General features: G+C 69.3%; 19 protein-coding genes. 17 read left to right on the forward strand and 2 right to left on the reverse strand.

What is annotated here, in order from left to right; all coding sequences use genetic code 11:
• Positions 1-75 precede the first annotated feature (75 nt).
• The 6 genes from F4X11_06695 (at position 76) to F4X11_06720 (ending at position 6,655) form a co-directional block, all read left to right on the forward strand.
• On the forward strand, positions 76-2,043 hold the full coding sequence (locus tag F4X11_06695) for a squalene--hopene cyclase (GenBank protein MYN64701.1): 1,968 nt from the start codon (positions 76-78) through the stop codon (positions 2,041-2,043).
• Between the two features lie 41 nt (positions 2,044-2,084).
• The gene (locus F4X11_06700) at positions 2,085-3,290 is read left to right on the forward strand and encodes a DUF262 domain-containing protein (protein MYN64702.1); all 1,206 of its coding nucleotides are present in this window, start codon (positions 2,085-2,087) and stop codon (positions 3,288-3,290) included.
• Between the two features lie 21 nt (positions 3,291-3,311).
• Entirely contained in the window at positions 3,312-3,851 is a 540-nt protein-coding gene (locus tag F4X11_06705) for a hypothetical protein (protein ID MYN64703.1), read from the forward strand.
• A gap of 73 nt (positions 3,852-3,924) precedes the next feature.
• The gene (locus F4X11_06710; protein MYN64704.1) at positions 3,925-4,260 is read left to right on the forward strand and encodes a toxin-antitoxin system HicB family antitoxin; all 336 of its coding nucleotides are present in this window, start codon (positions 3,925-3,927) and stop codon (positions 4,258-4,260) included.
• Between the two features lie 98 nt (positions 4,261-4,358).
• On the forward strand, positions 4,359-5,501 hold the full coding sequence (locus F4X11_06715) for an iron-containing alcohol dehydrogenase (protein ID MYN64705.1): 1,143 nt from the start codon (positions 4,359-4,361) through the stop codon (positions 5,499-5,501).
• The gene (locus tag F4X11_06720; protein MYN64706.1) at positions 5,429-6,655 is read left to right on the forward strand and encodes a PQQ-binding-like beta-propeller repeat protein; all 1,227 of its coding nucleotides are present in this window, start codon (positions 5,429-5,431) and stop codon (positions 6,653-6,655) included. The genes F4X11_06715 and F4X11_06720 overlap by 73 nt, the downstream gene beginning before the upstream one ends.
• A gap of 28 nt (positions 6,656-6,683) precedes the next feature.
• On the opposite strand, the gene F4X11_06725 is transcribed toward F4X11_06720, so the two are convergent.
• Positions 6,684-7,247: a Uma2 family endonuclease gene (locus tag F4X11_06725; GenBank protein ID MYN64707.1), complete on the reverse strand. Its 564-nt coding sequence runs from the start codon at positions 7,245-7,247 to the stop codon at positions 6,684-6,686.
• An 89-nt stretch (positions 7,248-7,336) separates the two neighbouring features.
• Positions 7,337-8,014: a Uma2 family endonuclease gene (locus F4X11_06730; GenBank protein MYN64708.1), complete on the reverse strand. Its 678-nt coding sequence runs from the start codon at positions 8,012-8,014 to the stop codon at positions 7,337-7,339.
• Here F4X11_06730 and F4X11_06735 point away from each other — a divergent pair.
• From F4X11_06735 to F4X11_06785, 11 genes are all read left to right on the forward strand, one after another.
• Positions 8,013-9,359: a coproporphyrinogen III oxidase family protein gene (locus tag F4X11_06735; protein ID MYN64709.1), complete on the forward strand. Its 1,347-nt coding sequence runs from the start codon at positions 8,013-8,015 to the stop codon at positions 9,357-9,359. The two genes, F4X11_06730 and F4X11_06735, sit on opposite strands and share 2 nt — an antisense overlap.
• A gap of 1 nt (position 9,360) precedes the next feature.
• The gene (locus tag F4X11_06740) at positions 9,361-9,912 is read left to right on the forward strand and encodes a hypothetical protein (protein MYN64710.1); all 552 of its coding nucleotides are present in this window, start codon (positions 9,361-9,363) and stop codon (positions 9,910-9,912) included.
• Positions 9,913-9,917: 5 nt separating this feature from the next.
• A complete protein-coding gene (locus tag F4X11_06745; GenBank protein MYN64711.1) occupies positions 9,918-11,177 on the forward strand; it encodes an NAD(P)/FAD-dependent oxidoreductase in 1,260 nt (419 codons plus the stop codon).
• A gap of 77 nt (positions 11,178-11,254) precedes the next feature.
• Positions 11,255-11,686, forward strand: coding sequence for an acyl-CoA thioesterase (locus tag F4X11_06750; protein MYN64712.1), 432 nt, complete (start codon positions 11,255-11,257; stop codon positions 11,684-11,686).
• Complete coding sequence (locus F4X11_06755) at positions 11,683-13,113, forward strand: phenylacetate--CoA ligase (protein MYN64713.1); 1,431 nt, start codon at positions 11,683-11,685, stop codon at positions 13,111-13,113. The genes F4X11_06750 and F4X11_06755 overlap by 4 nt, the downstream gene beginning before the upstream one ends.
• Entirely contained in the window at positions 13,110-13,463 is a 354-nt protein-coding gene (locus F4X11_06760) for a hypothetical protein (protein MYN64714.1), read from the forward strand. The genes F4X11_06755 and F4X11_06760 overlap by 4 nt, the downstream gene beginning before the upstream one ends.
• 61 nt (positions 13,464-13,524) lie before the next feature.
• A complete protein-coding gene (locus tag F4X11_06765) occupies positions 13,525-16,503 on the forward strand; it encodes a TRAP transporter fused permease subunit (GenBank protein ID MYN64715.1) in 2,979 nt (992 codons plus the stop codon).
• A gap of 168 nt (positions 16,504-16,671) precedes the next feature.
• On the forward strand, positions 16,672-18,105 hold the full coding sequence (locus F4X11_06770; protein ID MYN64716.1) for a circularly permuted type 2 ATP-grasp protein: 1,434 nt from the start codon (positions 16,672-16,674) through the stop codon (positions 18,103-18,105).
• Position 18,106: 1 nt separating this feature from the next.
• Entirely contained in the window at positions 18,107-19,081 is a 975-nt protein-coding gene (locus F4X11_06775) for an alpha-E domain-containing protein (protein ID MYN64717.1), read from the forward strand.
• 97 nt (positions 19,082-19,178) lie between these two features.
• Positions 19,179-20,459, forward strand: coding sequence for an ammonium transporter (locus tag F4X11_06780; protein ID MYN64718.1), 1,281 nt, complete (start codon positions 19,179-19,181; stop codon positions 20,457-20,459).
• A gap of 11 nt (positions 20,460-20,470) precedes the next feature.
• Entirely contained in the window at positions 20,471-21,130 is a 660-nt protein-coding gene (locus tag F4X11_06785; GenBank protein MYN64719.1) for a TIGR00730 family Rossman fold protein, read from the forward strand.
• Positions 21,131-21,142 lie beyond the last annotated feature (12 nt).

Consider the following 21,142-nt stretch of genomic DNA (forward strand, 5'->3'; position numbering starts at 1 on the left):
CGTGCCCGCTCACTATCGCCGTCACGCGCGGCTGCACCACGGGCTCGCAGGAATCCAGCGGTGGGAACCGCTCCCATGAAGCCGGCAGCGCCGGCTCCCACCGACCATGCCGAATGGCTCGCAACGCTCGACCGGCTCACGGACGGACTGCTCGCCGCGCGCAACGCGGACGGCCACTGGGACGGCGAGCTGTCGTCGTCGGCGCTGTCCACGGCCGTCGCAATCATCGCGCTCACGCTGGTCGACCGCTCTCGATCGCGGGCCGCGTACGGCGCCCTCGTCGGCGGCGGCGCGGCATGGTTGATCCGGACCCAGAACGCGGACGGCGGCTGGGGCGACACCACCGACAGCCCCGGCAACGTCAGCACCACCGCTCTCTGCTGGGCCGCGCTCACCATCGCCGGGACGGACGACCCGCCGTGCGCCGCCGCGCTCGGGCGGGCGCGCGACTGGATGCGGCGCGCGGCCGGCGACCTGGGTCCGCGGGCCCTCGCCGAGACGATCAGCCGGCGGTACGGCAGGGACCGCACGTTCTCGGTGCCGATCCTGACCGTGCTCGCGCTGGCCGGACTTCTGGACGGAGACGAACAGCGGGCCGACGGTAGCGACGACGAACCGCGCGCCGCCGCGGGAAACCTGCGCGCCCCCGGCGCCGGCGATGGTCTGCCGGGCGGGGCCGGCGGCGTCATCGGCAGCGGCTGGCGCCACGTTCCGCAACTCCCGTTCGAGCTGGCCGCCGTGCCGCCGTCCTGGTACCGTTGGCTGCGGCTCCCGGTGGTCAGCTACGCGCTGCCGGCCCTGATCGCCATCGGGCAGGCCCGCCACCGGCAACGCCCCACGCGCAATCCCCTGACGCGTCTCGTGCGCCAGGCGTCTCGCAAGCACACCCTGCGCCGTCTGGAGGCGATCCAGCCGCGCGGCGGAGGGTTCCTCGAGGCGACGCCGCTGACGAGCTTCGTCGTCATGAGCCTGGTCGCGGCCGGCGAATCGACGCACCCCGTGGTGGAGCGCGGCGTGGCGTTCCTGGCACGGTCGGTGCGCGCCGACGGGAGCTGGCCCATCGACACCAACCTCGCCACGTGGGTGACGACGCTCGGCATCAACGCGCTGGCCCGCCGGCCCGACTGGGCCGATCTGCTCCGCCCTGCGGAGCGTTCGGCGCTGAGCCGCTGGCTTCTCGATCAGCAGTACCGCGAGCCGCACGTCTACACCGACGCCGATCCGGGCGGGTGGGCCTGGACCGACCTGCCGGGCGGGGTTCCCGACGCCGACGACACGCCCGGCGCGCTGCTGGCTCTCCATGCGCTGGGCGCCGACGAACCTGCGCACCGGGAGGCCGCTTGCGCCGGCATCGGCTGGCTGCTGGACCTGCAGAACGCCGACGGCGGAATACCGACCTTCTGCCGCGGCTGGGGAGCGCTGCCGTTCGACCGCAGCAGCCCCGACCTGACCGCCCACACGCTGCGGGCGTGGACCGCCTGGCGGCGGTTGCTGCCCGACACGCTACGGACCCGCACCGAGCGCGCCACCACGCGCGCCGTCCGATTCCTGGAGAAGGCGCAGCGGCCCGATGGGTCGTGGATTCCCTTGTGGTTCGGAAACCAGGGCGCCCCGGACGAGGCCAACCCGGTCTACGGCACGGCGCGGGTGATAGAGGGGCTCGCCGCTCTGCCCGAGGCGGAGGCGATTCCGGCGTCCGAGCAGCGGGCGGCGCGCTGGCTCGTCGATGTCCAAGGAGACGGCGGCGGCTGGGGCGGCACGCCCGGCGTCTCGCCGTCCATCGAGGAAACGGCGCTGGCGGTCTCCGCGCTGGCGACGTTCGGACGGCTGCCACGGGCCGCGGTAGTCCAGGGCATCGACGAGGCTGTCGCCGGGGGCATACGGTGGCTCGTGGACGTCACCGACGGCGGGCGGCAGGCTCCGGCCACTCCCATCGGGCTCTATTTTGCCAAGCTCTGGTACTCCGAGAAGCTCTACCCGTGGACCTTCGCGCTCGGCGCACTGGCGGCTGTCCGGAACGCCAATCTCCGGTACGATGAATAGAGACCGCGACGACCCAGGAGACCGGGACGGGTTTGCAGAACATGGACGTACACAGAATCGACAGGCCGGAGCCGGAAATGGACAATCAGTCGAACACTTGGTTCGCAGACGATGCGGAGGACGACGACGGGATTCACATCGACCAGTACGACATCACCGCCTCCCCAAACGACTTCAACCTCGTGACGCTCGGCAGCTTCATCGACCGCGGCGCCGTCAGGATCCCCGGGTTTCAACGACACTTCGTCTGGGATCTTCCTCGCGCGTCCAGGCTCATCGAGTCACTCATCCTCGGTCTGCCTGTGCCGCAGTTGTTCCTGTACGAGGAGTCCCGCAACCGATTCCTGGTCATCGACGGCCAGCAGCGGCTGATGTCCATCTACTACTTCATCAAGCGGCGGTTCCCGCGCCAGGAAAGCCGTCAGGAGCTGCGAGCCGTCTTCGACGAAGCAGGACACATCCCGGACGAGGTGCTGAACGACGACAAGTACTTTCGGCCATTCAAGCTGCAGTTGTCGGGGCGGTTCTCCGATCGGCCCAGCAGGTTCCATGGCGTCGACTACGATTCGCTCGATGAATACCAGTCGCAGTTCGATCTGCGTCCGCTCCGAAACATCATCGTGAAGCAGGTGTCACCCTCGGACGACGACTCGTCTATTTTCGAGATCTTCAATCGACTGAACACAGGGGGGATGAATCTTCGGCCCCAAGAGATCCGGACCAGCATGTACCACTCCACCTTCTACTCGATGCTGTACGACGTCAATGTCGAATCGACGTGGCGTTCGCTCCTCGGAGCACCGGCGCCGGATCTCCATCTCAAGGACATCGAGGTTCTTCTTCGCGGATTCGCCATGCTCGTGGACGGCGACAAGTACGCACCGTCGATGCTCAGATTCCTGAACCGCTTCTCGAAGAAGTGCAGAACGCACGACAGCCAGCAGAATGAATACCTGAAGGAGCTCTTCCTGTCCTTTCTGGAAGCGTGCAGCGAACTGCCCGATGATGCCTTCCAGAACCCGCATGACAATCGCTTCAACATAACGCTGTACGAGGCCGTCTTCACGGCCGTCTGCGGACGGGCATTCGAGGAGCGGCGCCGTGTCGCCGGCGAGCTGACGTTGGACCGCGTACGCGCGCTGAGAAAGGACCGGGAGTTCACCGCGGCGGCGGCTTTCGACACGACGAGTACGGCGAACGTCAGGAAGCGTCTGTCCAGATCCCGTGAAATCGTCGGCGCCCTGTGACGACTGAAGGGAGTGGACGGCGTGCCAGCCACCGTGGTCGACGAGTTGCACGAAAGCTTTGCCGGTCTGCTATCGGTCCTCGACAAAGCCGGCGAGGTCTCTTTGCGCGCCGTCGCGGACGAGAATTTCCGCAAGTCACTGCTGCTCGCCGCCGCGAGCTACTTCGAGCATCGAATGACGGACACGGTGATGTCCTTCGTCGAAGATGCGACGAACCGCAACCTGCTGGTCGCAGCGCTGGTGCGCAATAAGGCGGTACGCCGCCAGTACCATACGTGGTTCCAATGGGAGGAGAGCAACGCCAACAGCTTCTTCGGGCTGTTCGGAAGCGACTTTCGCGACTTCATGAAGCAGAGAGTCAAGACGAACGACGAGCTCGACAGCTCCGTCCGGGCGTTCCTCGAGCTCGGAAGGGAACGCAATCGACTCGTGCATCAGGACTTCGGTACCTTCCCGCTGGAGAAAACGACGCGGGAGATTCACGCCCTGTACACGCGCGCCATGCTGTTCGTCGACGCCGTTCCGGGCGCCTTGCGGGAGTTCGACGCCGACCGCGCCTGACGGTTCCCATGCGCAAGCCGATCAAGCCGTTCTACATCAGACGGCTGACGGGGCTCATCGAGGAGGCCGCGACATGAGATTCGAAGACTATCCGATCACGCTCAGCCCGATCCCGCAAGACGAGGGCGGCGGCTACATGGTCACCATCCCCGACCTGCCCGGATGCATCGCGGACGGCGAAACCGTCGAGGAGGCAATCGCCGAAGCCCGCGACGCTTTCGAGGCATGGACGATCGCGGAACAGGAGGATGCCGGCACGTTGCCGGCACCGAAGACCTATAGCGGACAGTTCGTGCAACGCATCCCCAAGACCCTGCATATGCGACTTGCGAGGCGGGCCGAGAGCGAGGGCGTCAGCTTGAATCACCTCGCTGCAACGCTCCTTGCGGAAGGGCTTGCCGGCCGATGAACGCCACCGACTGGAGTGCTGCACGAGCACGCCGGGAGATCGATCGTACCCCCGCGCCGTCGGGGTATATTCGGGTGGCGGACGGCTCCGCACGAGCGATGACACCCTTCGATTTTCACGCGCCTACGCGCCTCGTGTTCGGGTCCGGCACGCTGGACCGCCTGGGGATGCTCGCGCGGGAACTCGGCTTCTCGAAGCCGCTGCTGGTCTCCGACCGCGGCCTGGAGGAGGCCGGCCACGTCGACCGCGCGCTCGGCCTGCTGCGGAGCGCCGGACTGGAGGCGGCAGTCTTCGACGACTTCGACGTCAACCCGGACGCCGCGATGGTGGAACGGGGCGTCGCGTTCGCGCGCGCACGCCGGCCGGACTCGGTGATCGGCCTGGGCGGCGGCAGCTCGCTGGACTGCGCCAAGGGGATCAATCTGCTGCTGACGAACGGCGGCGCCATGGCCGACTACCGCGGCTACGGGCTCGCCCACAAGCCGCTGCTGCCGATGATTGCCGTCCCCACCACCGCGGGCACCGGCTCGGAAGCGCAGAGCTACGCGGTGGTCGCCGATGCCGAGACGCACATGAAGATGGCGTGCGGCGATCCGCAGCTCGCGTTCCGGGTGGCGGTTCTCGACCCGGACCTCACCCTGTCGCAGCCGGCCGCCGTCACCGCCGCCGGTGGATTCGATGCGATCGCCCATGCGGTGGAGACGGCGGTGACCAAGCGCCGCACCGCGATCTCGACACTCTTCTCGCGCGAAGCCTTCCGCCTGTTGAACGCCAACTACGAACGCGTGCTGGACCAGCCGGACGATGTCGCGGCGCGCGGCGCGATGCAGCTCGGCGCGTTCTACGCGGGAGTGGCGATCGAGCAATCGATGCTCGGGGCGGCCCACGCGTGCGCCAACCCGCTGACGGCGCGCTACGCCATGACGCACGGCGTGGCGCTGGCGATACTGCTGCCCCACGTCGTGCGGTGGAACGCACAGGCTACGGACGATCTCTACCGCGAGCTCGTCAACGGGGCGCCCCAGCCGTCCGCCGTTCCGAGCGCCGGAGAGCATCTGGCCGAGCGTCTCGTCGCCATCGGCAGGTCGGGCGGTTTCCCCGCCGATCTGCGCACGACCGGCGTGCCGGAGCGCGACCTGTCGGCACTCGCCGAGGCCGCGGCCACGCAATGGACCGGCACGTTCAACCCAAGACCCTTCGGGGCGCGCGAAGCGTTGGAGGTATATCAATGCGCCTACTGAGCCAGTCATACCGAGATTCGTGCTCGACCACTCCAGCCGCAATCACCGTGCTCGCGGCGTTCGCGCTGCTGGCCGGCGCGGGCGCGGCAGCCGCCCAGGACGCGGCGCCGCCGGACGCCTGGACGCAGTTCCGCGGCACGGCCGGCCTGACCGGGGTTTCTTCGGCCACGGTCCCGGAGAATCCCCGGCTGCTCTGGTCGTTCGAGGCGGGCGAATCCATCGACTCGTCGGCCGCCATCGCCGACGGGACGGTCTACGTCGGCACCTACACCGGGGAACTCATCGCCCTCGATCTCGACACCGGCGAGCTGAAATGGCGCTACCGCGCGAGCGAGCGTATGGGCATCGGCGAATCGTCGCCGGCCGTCGGGCACGGCCTGGTCTTCGTCGGCGACCTCGCCGGCGTGCTGCACGCCGTCGACGCCGACACCGGCGAGGAGGTCTGGACCTATGCGACGCAGGGCGAGATCAAGTCCTCGCCGGTGCTGGCGCAGGGCCGCGTGATGATCGGCTCGTACGACGGCTACCTGTACGGGCTCGATGCAGCCACCGGCGAGCTGGCGTGGCAGGTCGAGACCCAGAACTACGTTCATGCCACTCCGGCCGTCGCCGACGGCGTCGCCTACTTCGGCGGCTGCGACGAGACCTTCCACGGGGTCCGGATCTCGGACGGCACGGAGATCACGAGCGTGCCGGCCGGCGCCTACACCGCGGCGTCCTCCGCCATCCACGACGGACACGCCTACTTCGGCACGTTCGACAACGAGGTGGTCAGCCTCGACCTGGAAACGGGCGACATCGTCTGGAGCTACGAGCATCCGCGGCGGCACTTCCCCTTCTATTCGTCGGCGCTCAACGTGGACGGCACCGTCGTCATCGGCGGCCGCGACCGGATGGTGCACGGCATCGACGCCGAGACCGGCGCGATGCGCTGGACGTTCATGACCCGCGCGCGCGTGGATTCGTCTCCCGCCGCCGCCGGCGGACGCGTCTACGTCGGCTCCGGGGACGGGCGGTTCTACATCCTCGATCTGGAGAGCGGCGAGAAGCACTGGGAGTTCGACACCGGCGCACCGCTGTCGGCGTCCCCAGCGATCGCGGACGGCAAGGTGGTGATCGGCTCGCAGGACGGCGTGCTCTACTGCTTCGGGTGACGGTCGGAGTGTGTCCTGCTGTCGCCGGCTACGGGAAGGTGAAGATGGCCGCGGCTGCGAACGACAGGTCCGGGAGCAGGACCGAGCGTACGATGTCGCCCCCGGTTGCCAATTGCGCCTGACGGTAGGCGCCCTTTTCGAGCGTGTGGACCTCGACCTGCAGGGCGACGGGGTCGACGATCCAGTACTCGGGCACGCCGTACCGCGCGAACATCCGCATCTTCCGCCCGCGGTCGATGGCGGCGGTCGAGGGGGAGAGCACCTCGACGACGATGTCCGGCACCGCCCGCGCCACCGAGTTCGGGTCAAGCAGATGAAGCCGCTCGGCGCGGAAGAACACAACGTCGGGCTGCACCACGTCGTACTCGTCGAACACGACGTCGAACGGGGCCGTGACCGCGACTCCACCGAACTTCCGGCGGTAGTCGTTCAGCAGGGTGACGATCTCCATGGCGGCGATCTGATGACGCAGCAGGGGTGACGGAACCACGACGAGCTCGCCTCCATGGATCTCGTAGCGGCGCCCGTCGTCCGGCATGGCCAGGAGATCGGTGTAGCCGAAACGCGGCTGCACGTCCTGCATGGACGCCATCGTACCACCGCTTGGGCTTCGAAATCCGTGCCGACACCGCGCGCGGATGGCGATGCCCCGGATACACGACGGGAGGCCGAACCAGAAACCTACGCGAACGGAAAGATGCCGGCGGCGGGGAACGACAGGTCCGGGAGAAGAACGGAGCGCACGGTGTCTACTCCGGTTGCGAGCTGCGCGCGACGATAGGCACCGTCCTCGAGAACGTGCACTTCGATCTCCAGCCGGACCGGGTCGACGATCCAGTACTCCGGAACGCCGTAGCGCGCGAAAATGCGCATCTTGCGACCACGGTCGACCGATGCCGTGGAAGGCGAGAGCACCTCGACAGCGATGTCCGGCGCCACGCGGGTCGCCGCGTACGGCTGCACCAGGTGGCGCCGCGAAGCCCGGAAGAAGACAACGTCCGGTTGCACCACGTCGTGCTCGTCCAGCACGATGTCGAGCGGCGCGGCCAGTGCGATGCCACCCGACCTGCGCCCGTACTCGCACAACAGCGTAACGAGCTCGGTGACCGCGATCTGGTGGCACGGCAGCGGCGACGGAACCACGACGAGCGCTCCTCCGTGGATCTCGTAGCGGCGCCCGTCCTCCGGCATGACCAGAAGGTCGCGGTAGCCGAAGCGCGGCTGCACGTCCTGCATGGGCGCCATGCTATCACCGCCGCCTGCATGCGAAGCGCGTGCCGGGGCAAGCGCTCGGGACGGAGATCCGGGCGGCGACGGGGAACCGGCGTCCCCGTGCACGGCGCAGCGGGCTGCTATCATGAACGCTATGAGCGAAGCGGCAGCGGCAGCGACGGCCCCCAGCGATACGGAGGTCGGGAGCTACTTCGTCGCCAACTACCCGCCGTTCTCCACCTGGACGACCGACGCGGTCGCCGGTGCGGCCCGGCCCGCGCTAGCCACGCCCGGCGCGAAAGACGTCCCGCTCGGGCTGTACCTGCACATCCCGTTCTGCCGCAAGCGCTGCCACTTCTGCTACTTTCGGGTCTATACGGACAAGAACGCGGCCGAGGTGCAGTCGTACCTCGACGTGCTGGGCCGCGAGTGGGAGCTGTACGCCGGGCAGCCGGCCATCGCCGGACGCCCGCTCGACTTCATCTACTTCGGGGGCGGCACGCCGTCGTTCCTCTCGGTGCGGCAGCTCCGCGGCCTGGTCGACCGGCTCTCGGCCGTCAGCCCCTGGTCGGACGCGAGCGAGATCACGTTCGAGTGCGAGCCGGGTACGCTGACCGAGCCGAAGCTGCGCGCCATCCGCGACATGGGCGTGACGCGGCTCAGTCTCGGCGTCGAGCACTTCGACGACCACGTACTGGAACTGAACGGCCGCGCGCACCGGTCGGCCGAGATCTTCCGGGCCTACGAGTTCGCCCGCTCGATCGACTTCCCGCAGATCAACATCGACCTGATCGCGGGCATGCTCGGCGAGACCGACGAGAAATGGCAGCATGCCGTCGACAGGACCGTGGCGCTCGATCCGGACAGCGTGACCATCTACCAGATGGAGCTGCCCTTCAACACCACCATCAGCAGCGACCGACTGCACGGCAACGGACAGTTTCAGGAGACCGTCGCCCCCTGGGCGACGAAGCGCCGCTGGGTGGACGAGGCGTTCGCCGCGCTGGAACGAGCCGGCTACACGGTGGGCAGCGCCTACACGGCCGTGAAGCACCCCGGCCGCACGAGCTTCGTGTACCGCGACCGGCTCTGGCAGGGCGCGGACCTCGCGGGCCTCGGCGTGGCGTCGTTCGGGCACGTCAACGGCGTCCACATGCAGAACCTCGACTCCTGGGGCGCCTACGCGCAGGCGATCGAGGAAGGACGCATCCCGCTCAACCGGGCCTACCGGCCGACCGACGAGGAACGCCTGATTCGCGAGCTCGTGCTGCAGCTCAAGCTCGGCTCCATCCGCCCGGCCTACTTCCGCGACAAGTACGGCGTCGACGTGCGGGAGCGGTTCACGGACCCGTTCGCGTCGTTGGCTTCCGACGGCTACCTGGCCGACTCGTCGCCGGAACGGGTCCGGTTGTCGCGCGAGGGCCTGCTGCGCGTGGACAGCCTGCTGCCCCGCTTCTTCCTGCCGGCGCACACCGACATCCGCTACACGTAGGATGCCGGACGAATCGCCGGAAGGCGGCCTCCTCTACCCGCTCGACCTGGTCTACGAGCGGGCCGGCATCGAGGTGCCGCGGGTGGAGGTGGTCCGGCCGGACGACATCCCGCTCCCCTACCGTTCGCTGCTCGTGCACGACATCGACATGACGCTGACCCTCGAGCGCCATTTCGGCGGGCGCGTGGTGCTGCGGCCGCTGTCGACCTTCACCGAGGGCGGTTCCTATTTCCGCCGCGTCCTGCTGGTGCAGGAGTACGCCGGCCAGCCGGTCGAGATGGGGGCGATCCGGATGCGGCTCGATGCGTTCGACGACGGGATCCGCCGCCAGATCCTGGAGAACGAGGTGCCGCTCGGACGCATTCTCCGCGACGGGCGCTTCGAGTACCGGAGCCGCGTCAAGGCGTTCCTCGCCGTCACCCCGAACCCCGAGATGATGGGCGTCTTCTGGATGCGCGAGCCGCGCGTGCTCTACGGCCGGCGCACCGAGGTCGTCCGAAAGGGCGCCAGGATCGGCGACATCGTCGAGGTGCTGCCGCTCGTATTACGATGAACGGCATGGACACGGGCGAGCGCTACGACTGCATCGTCATCGGCGGCGGCCCGGCGGGAGCCACGGCGGGAACCGTGCTGGCGCAGCACGGGCGGCGCGTGGCGGTTCTCGAGCGCGACGCCTTCCCGCGGCATCACATCGGCGAATCGCTGATGCCGTATACGTGGTTCACGTTCGAGCGGCTGGGGGTGCTCGACTGGTTCGAGCAGGCCGCCTGCCCGAAGAAGTACAGCGTGCAGTTCGTCTCGACCACCGGCAAGGTGTCGCAGCCGTTCTACTTCTTCGAGACCATCGAGCATCCCTGCTCGACGACCTGGCAGGTGCTGCGGAGCGATTTCGACCGCATGCTCCTCGACAACGCGCGAGCGAAGGGGGCAGAGGTCCGGCAGGGCGCGACGGTCCGCGAGCTGCTGATGGAGGGCGACCGCGCCGTGGGGGTCCGGGTGCAGGGCGCCGATGGCGGCTCGGAGACGTTCCGCGCGGACGCGGTCATCGACGCCTCCGGCCGGGACACGTTCCTCGCCTCGAAGCTCGGCTGGAAGCGGCGCGACCCGGACCTCACGAAGATCTCCATCTTCACCTACTACCGCGGCGCGAAGCGCGACCCCGGCCTCGACGAGGGCGCGACGACCGTCGCCTACATCCCGGAAAAGGGCTGGTTCTGGTACATCCCCCTTCCGGACGACGTGGTCAGCGTCGGGGTCGTGGCCGAGGCGGACTACCTGTACCGGGACACGCGCGACCCGGAGGCGATCTTCGCGCGCGAGGCGGCCGACTGCATCTGGATCGCCGATCACCTGAGCACGGGGACGCGCATCGAGCCGGTGCGGGTGACCGGCGAGTTCAGCTACCGCGCCGAGGCGATCGGCGGCGACGGCTTCTGCCTGGCCGGCGACGCGTTCTCGTTCCTCGATCCGGTCTTCTCCACCGGCGTGTTCATGGCGCTCAAGAGCGGCGAGATGGCGGCCGACGCCGTCCACCGCGGCCTCGACGCCGGGGGCGTGACGGCCGAGACGTTCGTGGAGTACGAGCGGGACATGCGCTGGGCGCTGGACCAGTTCCGGCAGCTCGTGCTCTCGTTCTACAACCAGACGTTCAGCTTCCGGGACTTCATCCGCGCCCACCCGGACCTGCACCCGCGACTGGTGGACGCTCTCGTCGGCAACGTGTTCGCCGATCTCGGGCCGCTGTTCGACGCGCTCCGCGAGTTCTCCGCGCGGACGTCGCAGCCGGAGGTCGCGCAACCGGCCGGCGCCCGCCCGTGAGCTGCCGCGCGCAGACAGGGCGACGCGGCGCCTGCGGCGAGGCGGGGCGAGTGCGTCCCGACGGCGCGGCATAGAATGTGCCGGTGATCAGCGAGTACCGGCTGAAGCGCCGGGTGCAGTTCTACGAGACCGATACCGCCGGCATCGTCCATTTCTCCTGGTTCTACCGCTACATGGAGGAGGCCGAGCATGCGTTGTGGCGCGCCGCCGGCCTGAGCATCGCGGCGCCGGGCGCCGCGGTCGGCTTCCCGCGCGTCGCGGCCTCGTTCGACTTCCACCGGCCGCTGCAGTTCGAGGACGAATTCGAGGTGCTCATCCGGATTGCCGCCATCGGCGCGCGGTCGATCCGCTACACCGCGCACGTGACGAAGGACGCGACCGCGGTTGCCACCGGCAGCCTCACCATCGCCTGCATCGCCAGACACGCGGACGCCCCGCTGCGATCGACGGTGATTCCGCACGAGATCGCCGGTCGTTTCGAAGTCGCGCCGCCGCTCCCCGACGCATGACCGCCGACCACGGCAACGCGCCGGACCCCACGCAGACGACGGGGACGCCGATCCACGCACCGGAAGGCGAGTGCGAACCGCGCGCCGCGATCGAGGCGCTGCAGGCCGAACGGCTCACGACTCTTCTCCGTGCTCTGCGGGGCCGGAATCCCTTCTACGACCGCAAGTTCTCCCGCGCCCGCGTCGATATCGGCAAGCTCGCGTTCCCCCGGGATCTGGCCGCGCTGCCGTTCACCACGAAAGCCGAGCTGGTGGCCGACCAGGCCGCGTCGCCGCCCTGGGGAACGGCGCTGACCGAACCGCTCGGGCACTACACCCGCTACCACCAGACGTCGTCGACGACCGGCCAGCCGCTGCGCTGGATCGATACGCCGGCGACCTGGCAGTGGATGCTGGAGTGCTGGAAGGCGGTGTATCGCGCGGCGGGTGTCACGGCCCGCGACCGCGTGTTCTTCCCCTTCTCGTTCGGGCCGTTCCTCGGCTTCTGGACGGGATTCGACGCGGCGACGCAGATCGGGGCGCATGCGATTCCGGCCGGCGGCATGACGAGCGGGCAGCGACTGGCCTCGATCGAGACCCTGGCCCCGACGGTGATGTGCTGCACCCCGACCTACGCGTTGCGACTGCTGGACGTGGCGCGGGGTGCGGGAGGGCGCGAGGCGCCGGCCGCCGGTCCGGTTCGCATCATCATCGTCGCCGGCGAGCCCGGCGGCAGCATCCCGGCGACCCGCGAGCGGATCGAGCGCGGCTGGGGGGCGCGGGTGATCGACCATCACGGGCTGACCGAGGTCGGTCCGATCAGCTTCGAGTGCCTGCAGGCGCCCGGCTTTCTGCACGTCAACGAACGGGAGTTCATCGCCGAGGTGATCGATCCCGACACGGGGGAGCCGGCGGCGGACGGCGTGCGGGGCGAGCTGGTGGTCACGAATCTCGGACGGACCGCAAGCCCGGTCATCCGCTACCGGACGCGCGACCTCGTGGTCCGGACCCGCGAGCGCTGCGCCTGCGGCAGGACGCTCGCGCGGCTCGCCGGCGGCGTGGTGGCGCGGGCGGACGACATGGTGAACGTGCGCGGCGTCAACGTCTATCCGGCGGCGGTGGAGGCCGTGCTGCGCGCCATCGAGCCCGTGGTCGAGTACCGCAGCACGGTACGAACGGCGGGGTCGCTGCGGGGCATCGCCGTCGAGGTGGAGATAGCGGATGCGGCAGACCCCGCCGCGGTCGCCGCGGTCGCCGCGAGCCGCCTGCGCGAGGCCCTCGGCCTCACCGTGCCGGTCACGCCCGTCGCGGCCGGGACGCTCCCGCGCTTCGAGATGAAGGCGCGCCGCTTCGTCGTGGATCGCGGGACGCCGCCGGCCGATCCGACCGCGCCCGCCGGAAACCCACAGTCGGCCGCTTCCGTCCGGACCGGCCAGGAGGACACATGACCATCACCGGCATCGCCAACATCATGCTGGGCGCGTCGGATCTGGACCGTTCGCGCGCGTTCTATCGGGACAAGCTGGGGCTCGCCGTCAAGCAGGAGATTCCCGGCTTCGTATTTCTGGAGACCGGACCGGTCACGCTCTGCCTCAGCACCGCGCACGCCAGGCTGGCCGAGCAGCCGGGTCCACTCGAAGTCGTGCTGGCGGTGGCGAGCGTGGGCGCCGCCTACGCGGCGCTGAAGGACAGGGGCGTCGAGTTCCTGCGCGAGCCGGCCAACGTCACCGGCGACTCGTGGGCGGCGAATTTCCGGGATCCGGACGGCCACCTGCTGTCGATCTTCGGCCCGCGATGAGGAAGCGTAGTAGCATGGGCGGGTTCAAGGAGGACAGTTTCTTGCGTCGATCCAACACTCGGTGGCCGGTCATGGTGGTGCTCGCCGTTCTGGCAGGCACGGTTGCCGCCTGCGGCGGTGGGGGCGAAAGCGGCGGGGCCGGCGACAGCGCGCCGGCGCGCCAGTTCCTCAGCATGGGCACCGCGCCGCCCGGCGGCGCGTTCTTCGTCGTCGGCAGCGCGCTCGCGGAGGTGGTCAACGAGACCGGCGGCAACCTCGGCTACAGCGTGACCGCCGAGGCTACGAGCGGATCGCAGGAGAACATCCGGCGGCTCGCGAGCGGCGAGCTCGACTTCGCGTTGTCGAACGCCGCCATCACCTATTTCGCAGTCCGCGGCAGCGAGGGCTGGGACCGCGCCTACCCGGTCCGCTCGGTCATGACCCTGGCGCCCAATGTCGCGCTGTTCGTGACCCAGGCATCGTCCGGCATCACGAGCATCGACGACCTGCGCGACCGGCGCGTCAGCGTCGGGCCGGCGGGCGCCGGCTTCGAGTACTTCGTCGGCCCGCTGCTCGAGGCGCACGGGGTGACCTACGACGACTTCTCGCCGCTCAACGCGACGCAGCAGGCCGCCGTCGACATGCTGACCGACGGCTCGGCCGACGCCACCTTCCTCGGCGGCGCCGTGCCCACCGCGTCGATCACCCAGGCCGCCGCCTCGATGGAGCTCACCTTCATCCCGTACGGCGACGACGAGAAGCAGGCGCTGATCGACGAGTACCTCTTCTTCCGACCGGCCAGCATCCCGGCCGAGACCTACCGCGGGCAGGCCGCGGCGTTCGAGGGGCTCGACGTCGGCTCGATGCACGTCATCACGTCGGCCGGCGCCCCGGACGAGCTCGTCTACAACTGGACGAGGCTGCTCTACGAGAACCGGGAGCTGGTCGTCGAGAAGCACGCCGCCGGACGCGCCATCAACCCGAACAACGTGGTGCGCGACACCGGAACGGAGTTCCATCCCGGCGCGATTCGCTTCTACGAAGAGGCCGGGATCTGGCCGCAACAGGCCGCGCCGTGACGCCGGACACTCCACCGCGCGACCTTCGGCTCCTGGCGACCGGCACGCTCGGCGTGCTGCTGTGCGCCTTCACGCTGGTCGAGGTCAACTACCCGCTGCTGGCGCCGCAGAGCCGCCTGGCGTTCTTCGCGCTGGTGGGGCTGGCGCTCTGCTTTCTGAACGTCCCGATCCATCCGTCCCTGAAGGACGACCCGCGCGCCCGGGCCGGCGACATCGTGCTGGCCGTGCTGGCCGCGGCCTGCTGCGGCTACATCGTCGTGCAGACCGATCCGCTGTTCGCGGCGTGGTGGGTCGATGGGCAGACGCTGGGGAACCGGGCCGGCTTCGAGACGACGTTCGACACCGCCATCGGCCTCCTCGGCCTGCTGCTGGTGATCGAGGCGGCCCGGCGCGCGCTCGGCCTGGCCCTGCCGCTGCTGGCCGCGGCGTTCATCCTCTACGCGCTGTTCGGGTCGGCGTTCCCCGACTGGCTGTTCCCGCACCGCGGCTACACCGTCCCGCGCATCGTGGCGCAGACGTTCCTGCACAGCCAGGGGATCTTCGGCGTGGCGCTCGGCGTGATGTTCACCTACGTCTTCCTGTTCGTCATCTTCGGTGCGTTTCTGGAGGCGACCGGGGCGACGCGGTTCATCGTGGATTTCGCCGAGCGGGTGTTCGGGCGCAGCTCCGGCGGTCCCGCGAAGGTGGCGGTGCTGAGCAGCGGCCTGATGGGATCCCTCTCCGGCAGCGCCGTCGCCAACACCGCGACCACCGGAACGTTCACCATCCCGATGATGCGCAGCGCCGGCTTCCAGCCGGTGACCGCGGCCGGCGTGCAGGCGGCGGCCAGCTCGGGCGGGGCGCTGATGCCGCCCGTGATGGGCGCGGGCGCCTACATGATGCTGGAGATCGTCGACCCGCCGGTGACCTACCTGGAGATCATCCGGGCGGCGCTCATTCCCGCGCTCCTGTACTACCTGTCGCTGATCCTCATCGTGCACTTCCACGCGCAGCGGATGTCGATCGCGACCGGGGAGACGCCGGCCGCAACGGCGCCGGCCGGCGACGAGACGCCCGATGCCGCGGCGCGGTCGCGTGCGGCGGGAATCGTCTTCGCCTCGGCGCTCGGCAGCCTCATCCTGTTCCTGGTGCTCGGCTACACGGCGTTCCGCGCCGTCACCCTGTCGCTGGTCGTGATCATCGCGGTCAGCAGCGTGAGCAAGGCGACCCGGCTCGACTGGCGCTTCACGATCCTGAGCCTCGTCACCGCGGCGCGCGGCGTCGTGCCGCTGGTGGCCGCCGCGGCGTGCGTCGGCATCATCATCGGCATCGTCACGCTGACCGGGATCGGGACCCGTCTGCCCGCGACGATCATCCCGCTGGCCGAGCAGAGCCTGTTCCTCGCCCTCGTCCTGATCATGATCTCGTCGATCGTCCTGGGCATGGGGCTGCCGTCGGCGGTCTGCTACCTGCTGATGGCCACGCTGATCGGCCCGGTGCTCGGCAACCTCGGCGTCATCCCGCTGGCCGCGCACCTGTTCATCTTCTACTTCGGGATGATGTCGATGGTGACGCCGCCGGTGGCGCTGGCCGCCTATGCCGCGTCCTCCATCGCCGGCACGCGCATCATGCCGACCGGGCTCGCCGCGTTCCGCTTCGCGCTGGTCGGCTTCACGCTGCCCTACATGTTCATCTACCGGCCCGAACTGCTGATGCTGACCGCCTCCGGCGAACCGGCCGGCTGGGTGCAGATGCTGCTGCCGGTCGCGATCGCCACGCTCGGCGTCACCTGCTTCGCCGCGGGAATCGCCGGACAGTTGCGGAACCCGCTGGCGCTCGGCCCGCGTCTGGCCATCTTCGGCGCCGCGGCGCTGCTCCTGGCGCCGGGACCCTCCGTGGAGCTGGCCGGGTTCGGAATCCCCCTCCTCGACGTGGCCGGCGTCGCGCTCTTCGGCGGCGTGCTGGCCGCCAACCGGGAGTCGACCCGGAAGTCTGCTCCGTAGAGCGGCGGGGACTTCCGGATCGACTGGCTCCCGCGGCGGCAGGGGGCCGGCGTGAAGGGTTGCCGTTCGTGACCACACGTGCCACACTGGCGCGGGGCGCGCGATGGTCCTGCCCCACGAGGACGTCGCGCGGTTCGCGGCGACCGACGACATCGAGAGTCCGCGCGGATGGACTTCAGCGACTACCGGCTCGAAGCCGAGTTCTACGACGAGGTACTGCTGCCCGACGGCACACCGCGGCAGCACTGCCGGACCCTCCACGACGCCCTCGCAGAGACCTCGGGAGCGGAGCTCGGGGAGATTCAGGAACGGGTCACCCGCTCGTTCCTCAACGAGGGCATCACGTTCACCGTCTACGGGGACGGCGAGGCCGACGAGCGGATCATCCCGATCGACTGCCTGCCCCGCATTCTGGCCGCGGCCGAATGGCGGGAGCTCGAGGCCGGCCTCGCCCAGCGCATCCTCGCCCTGAACCGCTTCCTGTGCGACGTCTACGGCGAATGCCGCGCACTCGCGGACGGCGTCATTCCCGAAGAGATGGTGCGGGGCTGCCCCCAGTACCGCCCCCAGATGCGCGGCGCCTCTCCGCCGCACGGCACGTGGGTGGCGATCTGCGGCACCGACGTCGTGCGCACGAACGACGGGTTCATCGTGCTGGAGGACAACCTGCGCGTGCCGTCCGGCGTCTCCTACATGATCGCCAACCGCAAGGCGGTGAAGTCCAGCCTGCGCCGGCTCTACCGGCGCTGCCGGGTCCGGGAGGTCGAGCACTACGGCGATCTGCTGCTGGCGACCCTGCGCGAGCTGGCCCCGCCGAACCGGTCCGATCCGTGCATCGCGCTGCTGACGCCCGGCGTGTGGAACGCGGCCTTCTACGAGCACATGTTCCTGGCCCGCGAGCTGGGCGCGGAGCTGGTGGAGGGCCGCGACCTGCTGACGCGGAACGGCTTCGTCTACATGCGCACGACGGAGGGGCTGCGGCGGGTCGACGTGATCTACCGGCGCGTGGACGACGACTTCCTCGATCCCCAGGTCTTCCGTTCCGACTCGATGCTCGGCGTGCCGGGTCTGCTGCAGGCCCACCGGCTCGGCAACGTCACGTTGGCGAACGCGCCGGGGACCGGCGTGGCCGACGACAAGAGCGTGTACGCCTGGGTGCCGGATCTGATCCGCTACTACCTGGGCGAGGAACCGATCCTCGCGAACGTGCCGACGCGGATCTGCCGCCGGCCCGAGGACCTCGAGTACACGCTCGACAATCTCGACCGCCTCATCGTGAAGCGGGTCGGGGAGGCGGGCGGCTACGGCATGCTGGTGGGTCCGCAGGCCGCGCCGGCCGAGCGCGAGGCCTACGCCGCGGAGATGCGGGCCAATCCGGCCGACTTCATCTCGCAGGAGATACTGTCGCTCTCGCGGGCTCCGTGCCTGATCGACGGGCGGCTCGAGCCGCGGCACGTCGACCTGCGCCCTTTCGTGCTCCGGGGCCGGGAGACGCGCATCGTGCCGGGCGCCTTCTGCCGGGTGGCGCTCCGCCGGGGCAGCATCGTCGTGAACTCGAGCCAGGGCGGCGGCGGCAAGGACGTGTGGGTGCTGGAGTCCTGAGATGCTGGCGCGCAGCGCGGAGGGTCTGTACTGGCTGGGCCGCCACATCGAGCGGACGGAAGACCTCTGCCGTCTGCTGCGCGAGCAGATGGGCGCCCTGGTGGACCGGCCCGTGCGCGAGATCAACTTCGGCTGGCGCCGGATCTATGGCGCCCTCGGCAGGCGCCCGCCGGGCCCCGCCGTCGGCGTGACGGAGAGCGAAGACGACTACGCCCTGGCCGATTCGTACACGCTGGCCGACGACCTCACCTTCGAGCGCGCGAATCCGGGCTCGGTCCTGAACAGCTTCTCGAACGGCCGCGAGAACGCGCGCCAGATGCGCCACTGCATCAGCGGCGAGATGTGGACGTGCCTCAACCTGGCCTGGCTGCGTCTCGGCACGCGGCGCATCGAGGACATCTGGAAGGCCGCACCCGAGAGCTACTACGCGGACATGGCGCGCGAGATGAACCTGTTCGCCGGCGTGGCGGACACCACGTTGTACCGCGACGACGGCTGGCGCTTCCTGCAGCTCGGACGTCTCGTCGAGCGCGCCCAGTTCACGATCGCCCTGCTGCTCGCGCATCTCGAGGGCGTGCGTGCGAACCCGGAAGCGGGCGACCGGGAGTGGACGAGCCTGCTGTGGATCTGCCAGGCCTTCGACACCTACAGGGGACGCTACGGGGTGGAGATTCGCCCGGCGCGCGTACTGGATCTGCTCGTGGAGGATGCGCGGCTGCCACGCTCCCTCTGCACCGCCGTCGACGCGGCGGCGGCCACGCTGGGCGCCCTCGCACTCGGTCCCGGTCCCTGCGGCGCCGCCCGCCGGTGCGCCGGAGACCTGGCGTCCAACGTCAACCAGCCGTGGCCGTCCGCACCGAGCCTGCCGGATCGAGCGGCGCGGCTGCGGCAACTGGAGGGAGGCTGCTGCGCCCTGCACGATCTCGTGATGGCCGCGCATGTCGGCTACGATACCGACGGTGCGCCGGTGCGCTGACGTGCCGGACTCCCACGCGCCGTTGCACTCCACGGCTGGCAGCGGCCTTGGACAACCGGCGCCGGCCTGCTGTCGGCCCCGAACCAGGAGGTAACGCATGAACGAGTTGACGAGCAGCGAACTGCAGTTCATTTTCAACACGTTTTCGTTTCTGCTCTGGGGCGCGCTGGTGATGTGGATGGCGGCCGGCTTCACCATGCTCGAGTCCGGCTCGGTGCGCACCAAGAACGCATCGGTCATCTGCCTGAAGAACATCGGCCTGTACTCGGTCGCGGGAATCGCCTACTACGTCGTCGGCTACAACCTGATGTACGTCGACGTGGGCAGCCTGATCGGCTCCTTCAGCTTTCTTCGTACGCCGTCGGCCGACGAGCTCGCGCTGCTGGCGGGCGTGGAAGGGGCGCGGGAGGCGGTGATCGCCACCGGCTACGCGGTCATGTCGGACTGGTTCTTCCAGATGGTGTTCGTGGCGACCGCGGCCTCGATCGTCTCCGGCGCGCTTGCCGAACGGGTCAAGCTCTGGTCGTTCTTCGTCTTCACCCTGGTGCTGACCGCGTTCATCTACCCGGTCGTCGGCGCCTGGACGTGGGGCGGCGGCTGGCTGAGCCAGATGGGCTTCCAGGACTTCGCCGGTTCCACCATCGTGCACGGCACGGGCGGCTGCGCCGCGCTGGCCGGCGCGCTGGTCGTCGGCCCGCGGCACAACAAGTTCCGCAAGGACGGCACGGTCACGAGCACGCCCCCGTCCAACATTCCCGTGGTCACCCTGGGCGTGTTCATCCTGTGGTTCGGCTGGTTCGGCTTCAACGGCGGTTCCCAGCTCGCCCTCGGAAGCGCAGCCGACGTGCTCGCGATGAGCCATGTTCTGGTCAACACCAACCTGGCCGGCGCGGCCGGCGTCATCGCGGCCATCGCCGTTTCGCGGCCGATCCTCGGGCGCGTCGATCTGCTCGCCGGCCTCAACGGCGCAATAGCGGGTCTCGTCTCGATCACCGCGGGTCCGGACATCACCAGTCACTACTGGGCAATCGTGATCGGCGCGGTCGGCGCCATCATCTGCACCGCGGCCATCAGGCTTCTGGAGAAGCTCAAGGTCGACGACGTGGTGGGGGCCGTTCCCGCTCACCTCTTCGCGGGCGCCTGGGGTACGATAGCCACGATCATCGCCGCCGGATCCGACATCGGCGTGCAGTTGCTCGGGGTGGTCTCCATCGGCGCGTTCGCATTCGCCACGTCGTGGCTGACATGGCTGGCGCTCGAGAAGACCATGGGCGTGCGCGTGTCCCACAAGGTCGAGCAGATGGGTCAGGACGTGGCGGAGCTGGGTATCGACGCCTACCCCGAATTCGTGATCATGCCGGAACGGGACGACGAGTAGATTCGAGACCAATGTCGAATATCGGCAACCGGGAAACGGGCGACGATCGCGACGCAACCGCAGAGCCGCGCGGTGGGAAGCACATCTGCGTCTACCTGGGCGGCAACCTCGGGCGCGAGCAGCGCTATATCGACGAGGCCGACGCGCTGGGCCGCCTGATGGCGGCCGAGGGAATAGGGCTGGTCTACGGCGGCGCCCGAGTCGGACTGATGGGTGTTCTGGCCGGCGCCGTCCTGGCGAACGGCGGCTTCGTCACCGGCGTGGTCCCCCGGCAACTGTCGTACCAGGAGCTCGCCCACGAGGGACTCAGCCGTCTCCTCGAAGTCGACACGATGCACGAACGCAAGCACCTGATGCAGGAGCTGTCGCAGGGCTGCATCGCCCTGCCCGGCGGCTTCGGCACCCTGGAGGAAATCCTCGAAGCCCTGTGCTGGTCGCAGAGGCCGCTCGAGCTGCACGAGAAGCCGTGCGTCTTCGCCAATATCGACGGCTACTACGATCACCTGTTCGAGTTCCTCGATCACGCGGCGGCGCGGGGGCTGCTGCTGCCGCAGAACCGGCTGCTCGCCAGGCAGGCGCCCTCCGCAGCGGGAGCGCTGAAGGCGATTCAGGCGGCCTGGGAGAAAGAGGAACAGGCGATCCTGGACGCGATCAAGTCGTACGAGGCCTGACGCGCGGCGCCC

It is taken from the genome of Acidobacteriota bacterium (assembly GCA_009861545.1).
Classification (GTDB): Bacteria; Acidobacteriota; Vicinamibacteria; order Vicinamibacterales; family UBA8438; genus WTFV01.

What these genes read in the sequence shown, in the direction of transcription:
- F4X11_06695 (MYN64701.1), top strand. Translation starts at nt 76, where the DNA reads ATGAAGCCGGCAGCGCCGGCTCCCACCGACCATGCCGAATGGCTCGCA.
- F4X11_06700 (MYN64702.1), top strand. Translation starts at nt 2,085, where the DNA reads ATGGACGTACACAGAATCGACAGGCCGGAGCCGGAAATGGACAATCAG.
- F4X11_06710 (MYN64704.1), top strand. Translation starts at nt 3,925, where the DNA reads ATGAGATTCGAAGACTATCCGATCACGCTCAGCCCGATCCCGCAAGAC.
- F4X11_06715 (MYN64705.1), top strand. Translation starts at nt 4,359, where the DNA reads ATGACACCCTTCGATTTTCACGCGCCTACGCGCCTCGTGTTCGGGTCC.
- F4X11_06720 (MYN64706.1), top strand. Translation starts at nt 5,429, where the DNA reads ATGGACCGGCACGTTCAACCCAAGACCCTTCGGGGCGCGCGAAGCGTT.
- F4X11_06725 (MYN64707.1), bottom strand. Translation starts at nt 7,247, where the DNA reads ATGGCGTCCATGCAGGACGTGCAGCCGCGTTTCGGCTACACCGATCTC.
- F4X11_06735 (MYN64709.1), top strand. Translation starts at nt 8,013, where the DNA reads ATGAACGCTATGAGCGAAGCGGCAGCGGCAGCGACGGCCCCCAGCGAT.
- F4X11_06730 (MYN64708.1), bottom strand. Translation starts at nt 8,014, where the DNA reads ATGATAGCAGCCCGCTGCGCCGTGCACGGGGACGCCGGTTCCCCGTCG.
- F4X11_06740 (MYN64710.1), top strand. Translation starts at nt 9,361, where the DNA reads ATGCCGGACGAATCGCCGGAAGGCGGCCTCCTCTACCCGCTCGACCTG.
- F4X11_06745 (MYN64711.1), top strand. Translation starts at nt 9,918, where the DNA reads ATGGACACGGGCGAGCGCTACGACTGCATCGTCATCGGCGGCGGCCCG.
- F4X11_06755 (MYN64713.1), top strand. Translation starts at nt 11,683, where the DNA reads ATGACCGCCGACCACGGCAACGCGCCGGACCCCACGCAGACGACGGGG.
- F4X11_06760 (MYN64714.1), top strand. Translation starts at nt 13,110, where the DNA reads ATGACCATCACCGGCATCGCCAACATCATGCTGGGCGCGTCGGATCTG.
- F4X11_06770 (MYN64716.1), top strand. Translation starts at nt 16,672, where the DNA reads ATGGACTTCAGCGACTACCGGCTCGAAGCCGAGTTCTACGACGAGGTA.
- F4X11_06775 (MYN64717.1), top strand. Translation starts at nt 18,107, where the DNA reads ATGCTGGCGCGCAGCGCGGAGGGTCTGTACTGGCTGGGCCGCCACATC.
- F4X11_06780 (MYN64718.1), top strand. Translation starts at nt 19,179, where the DNA reads ATGAACGAGTTGACGAGCAGCGAACTGCAGTTCATTTTCAACACGTTT.
- F4X11_06785 (MYN64719.1), top strand. Translation starts at nt 20,471, where the DNA reads ATGTCGAATATCGGCAACCGGGAAACGGGCGACGATCGCGACGCAACC.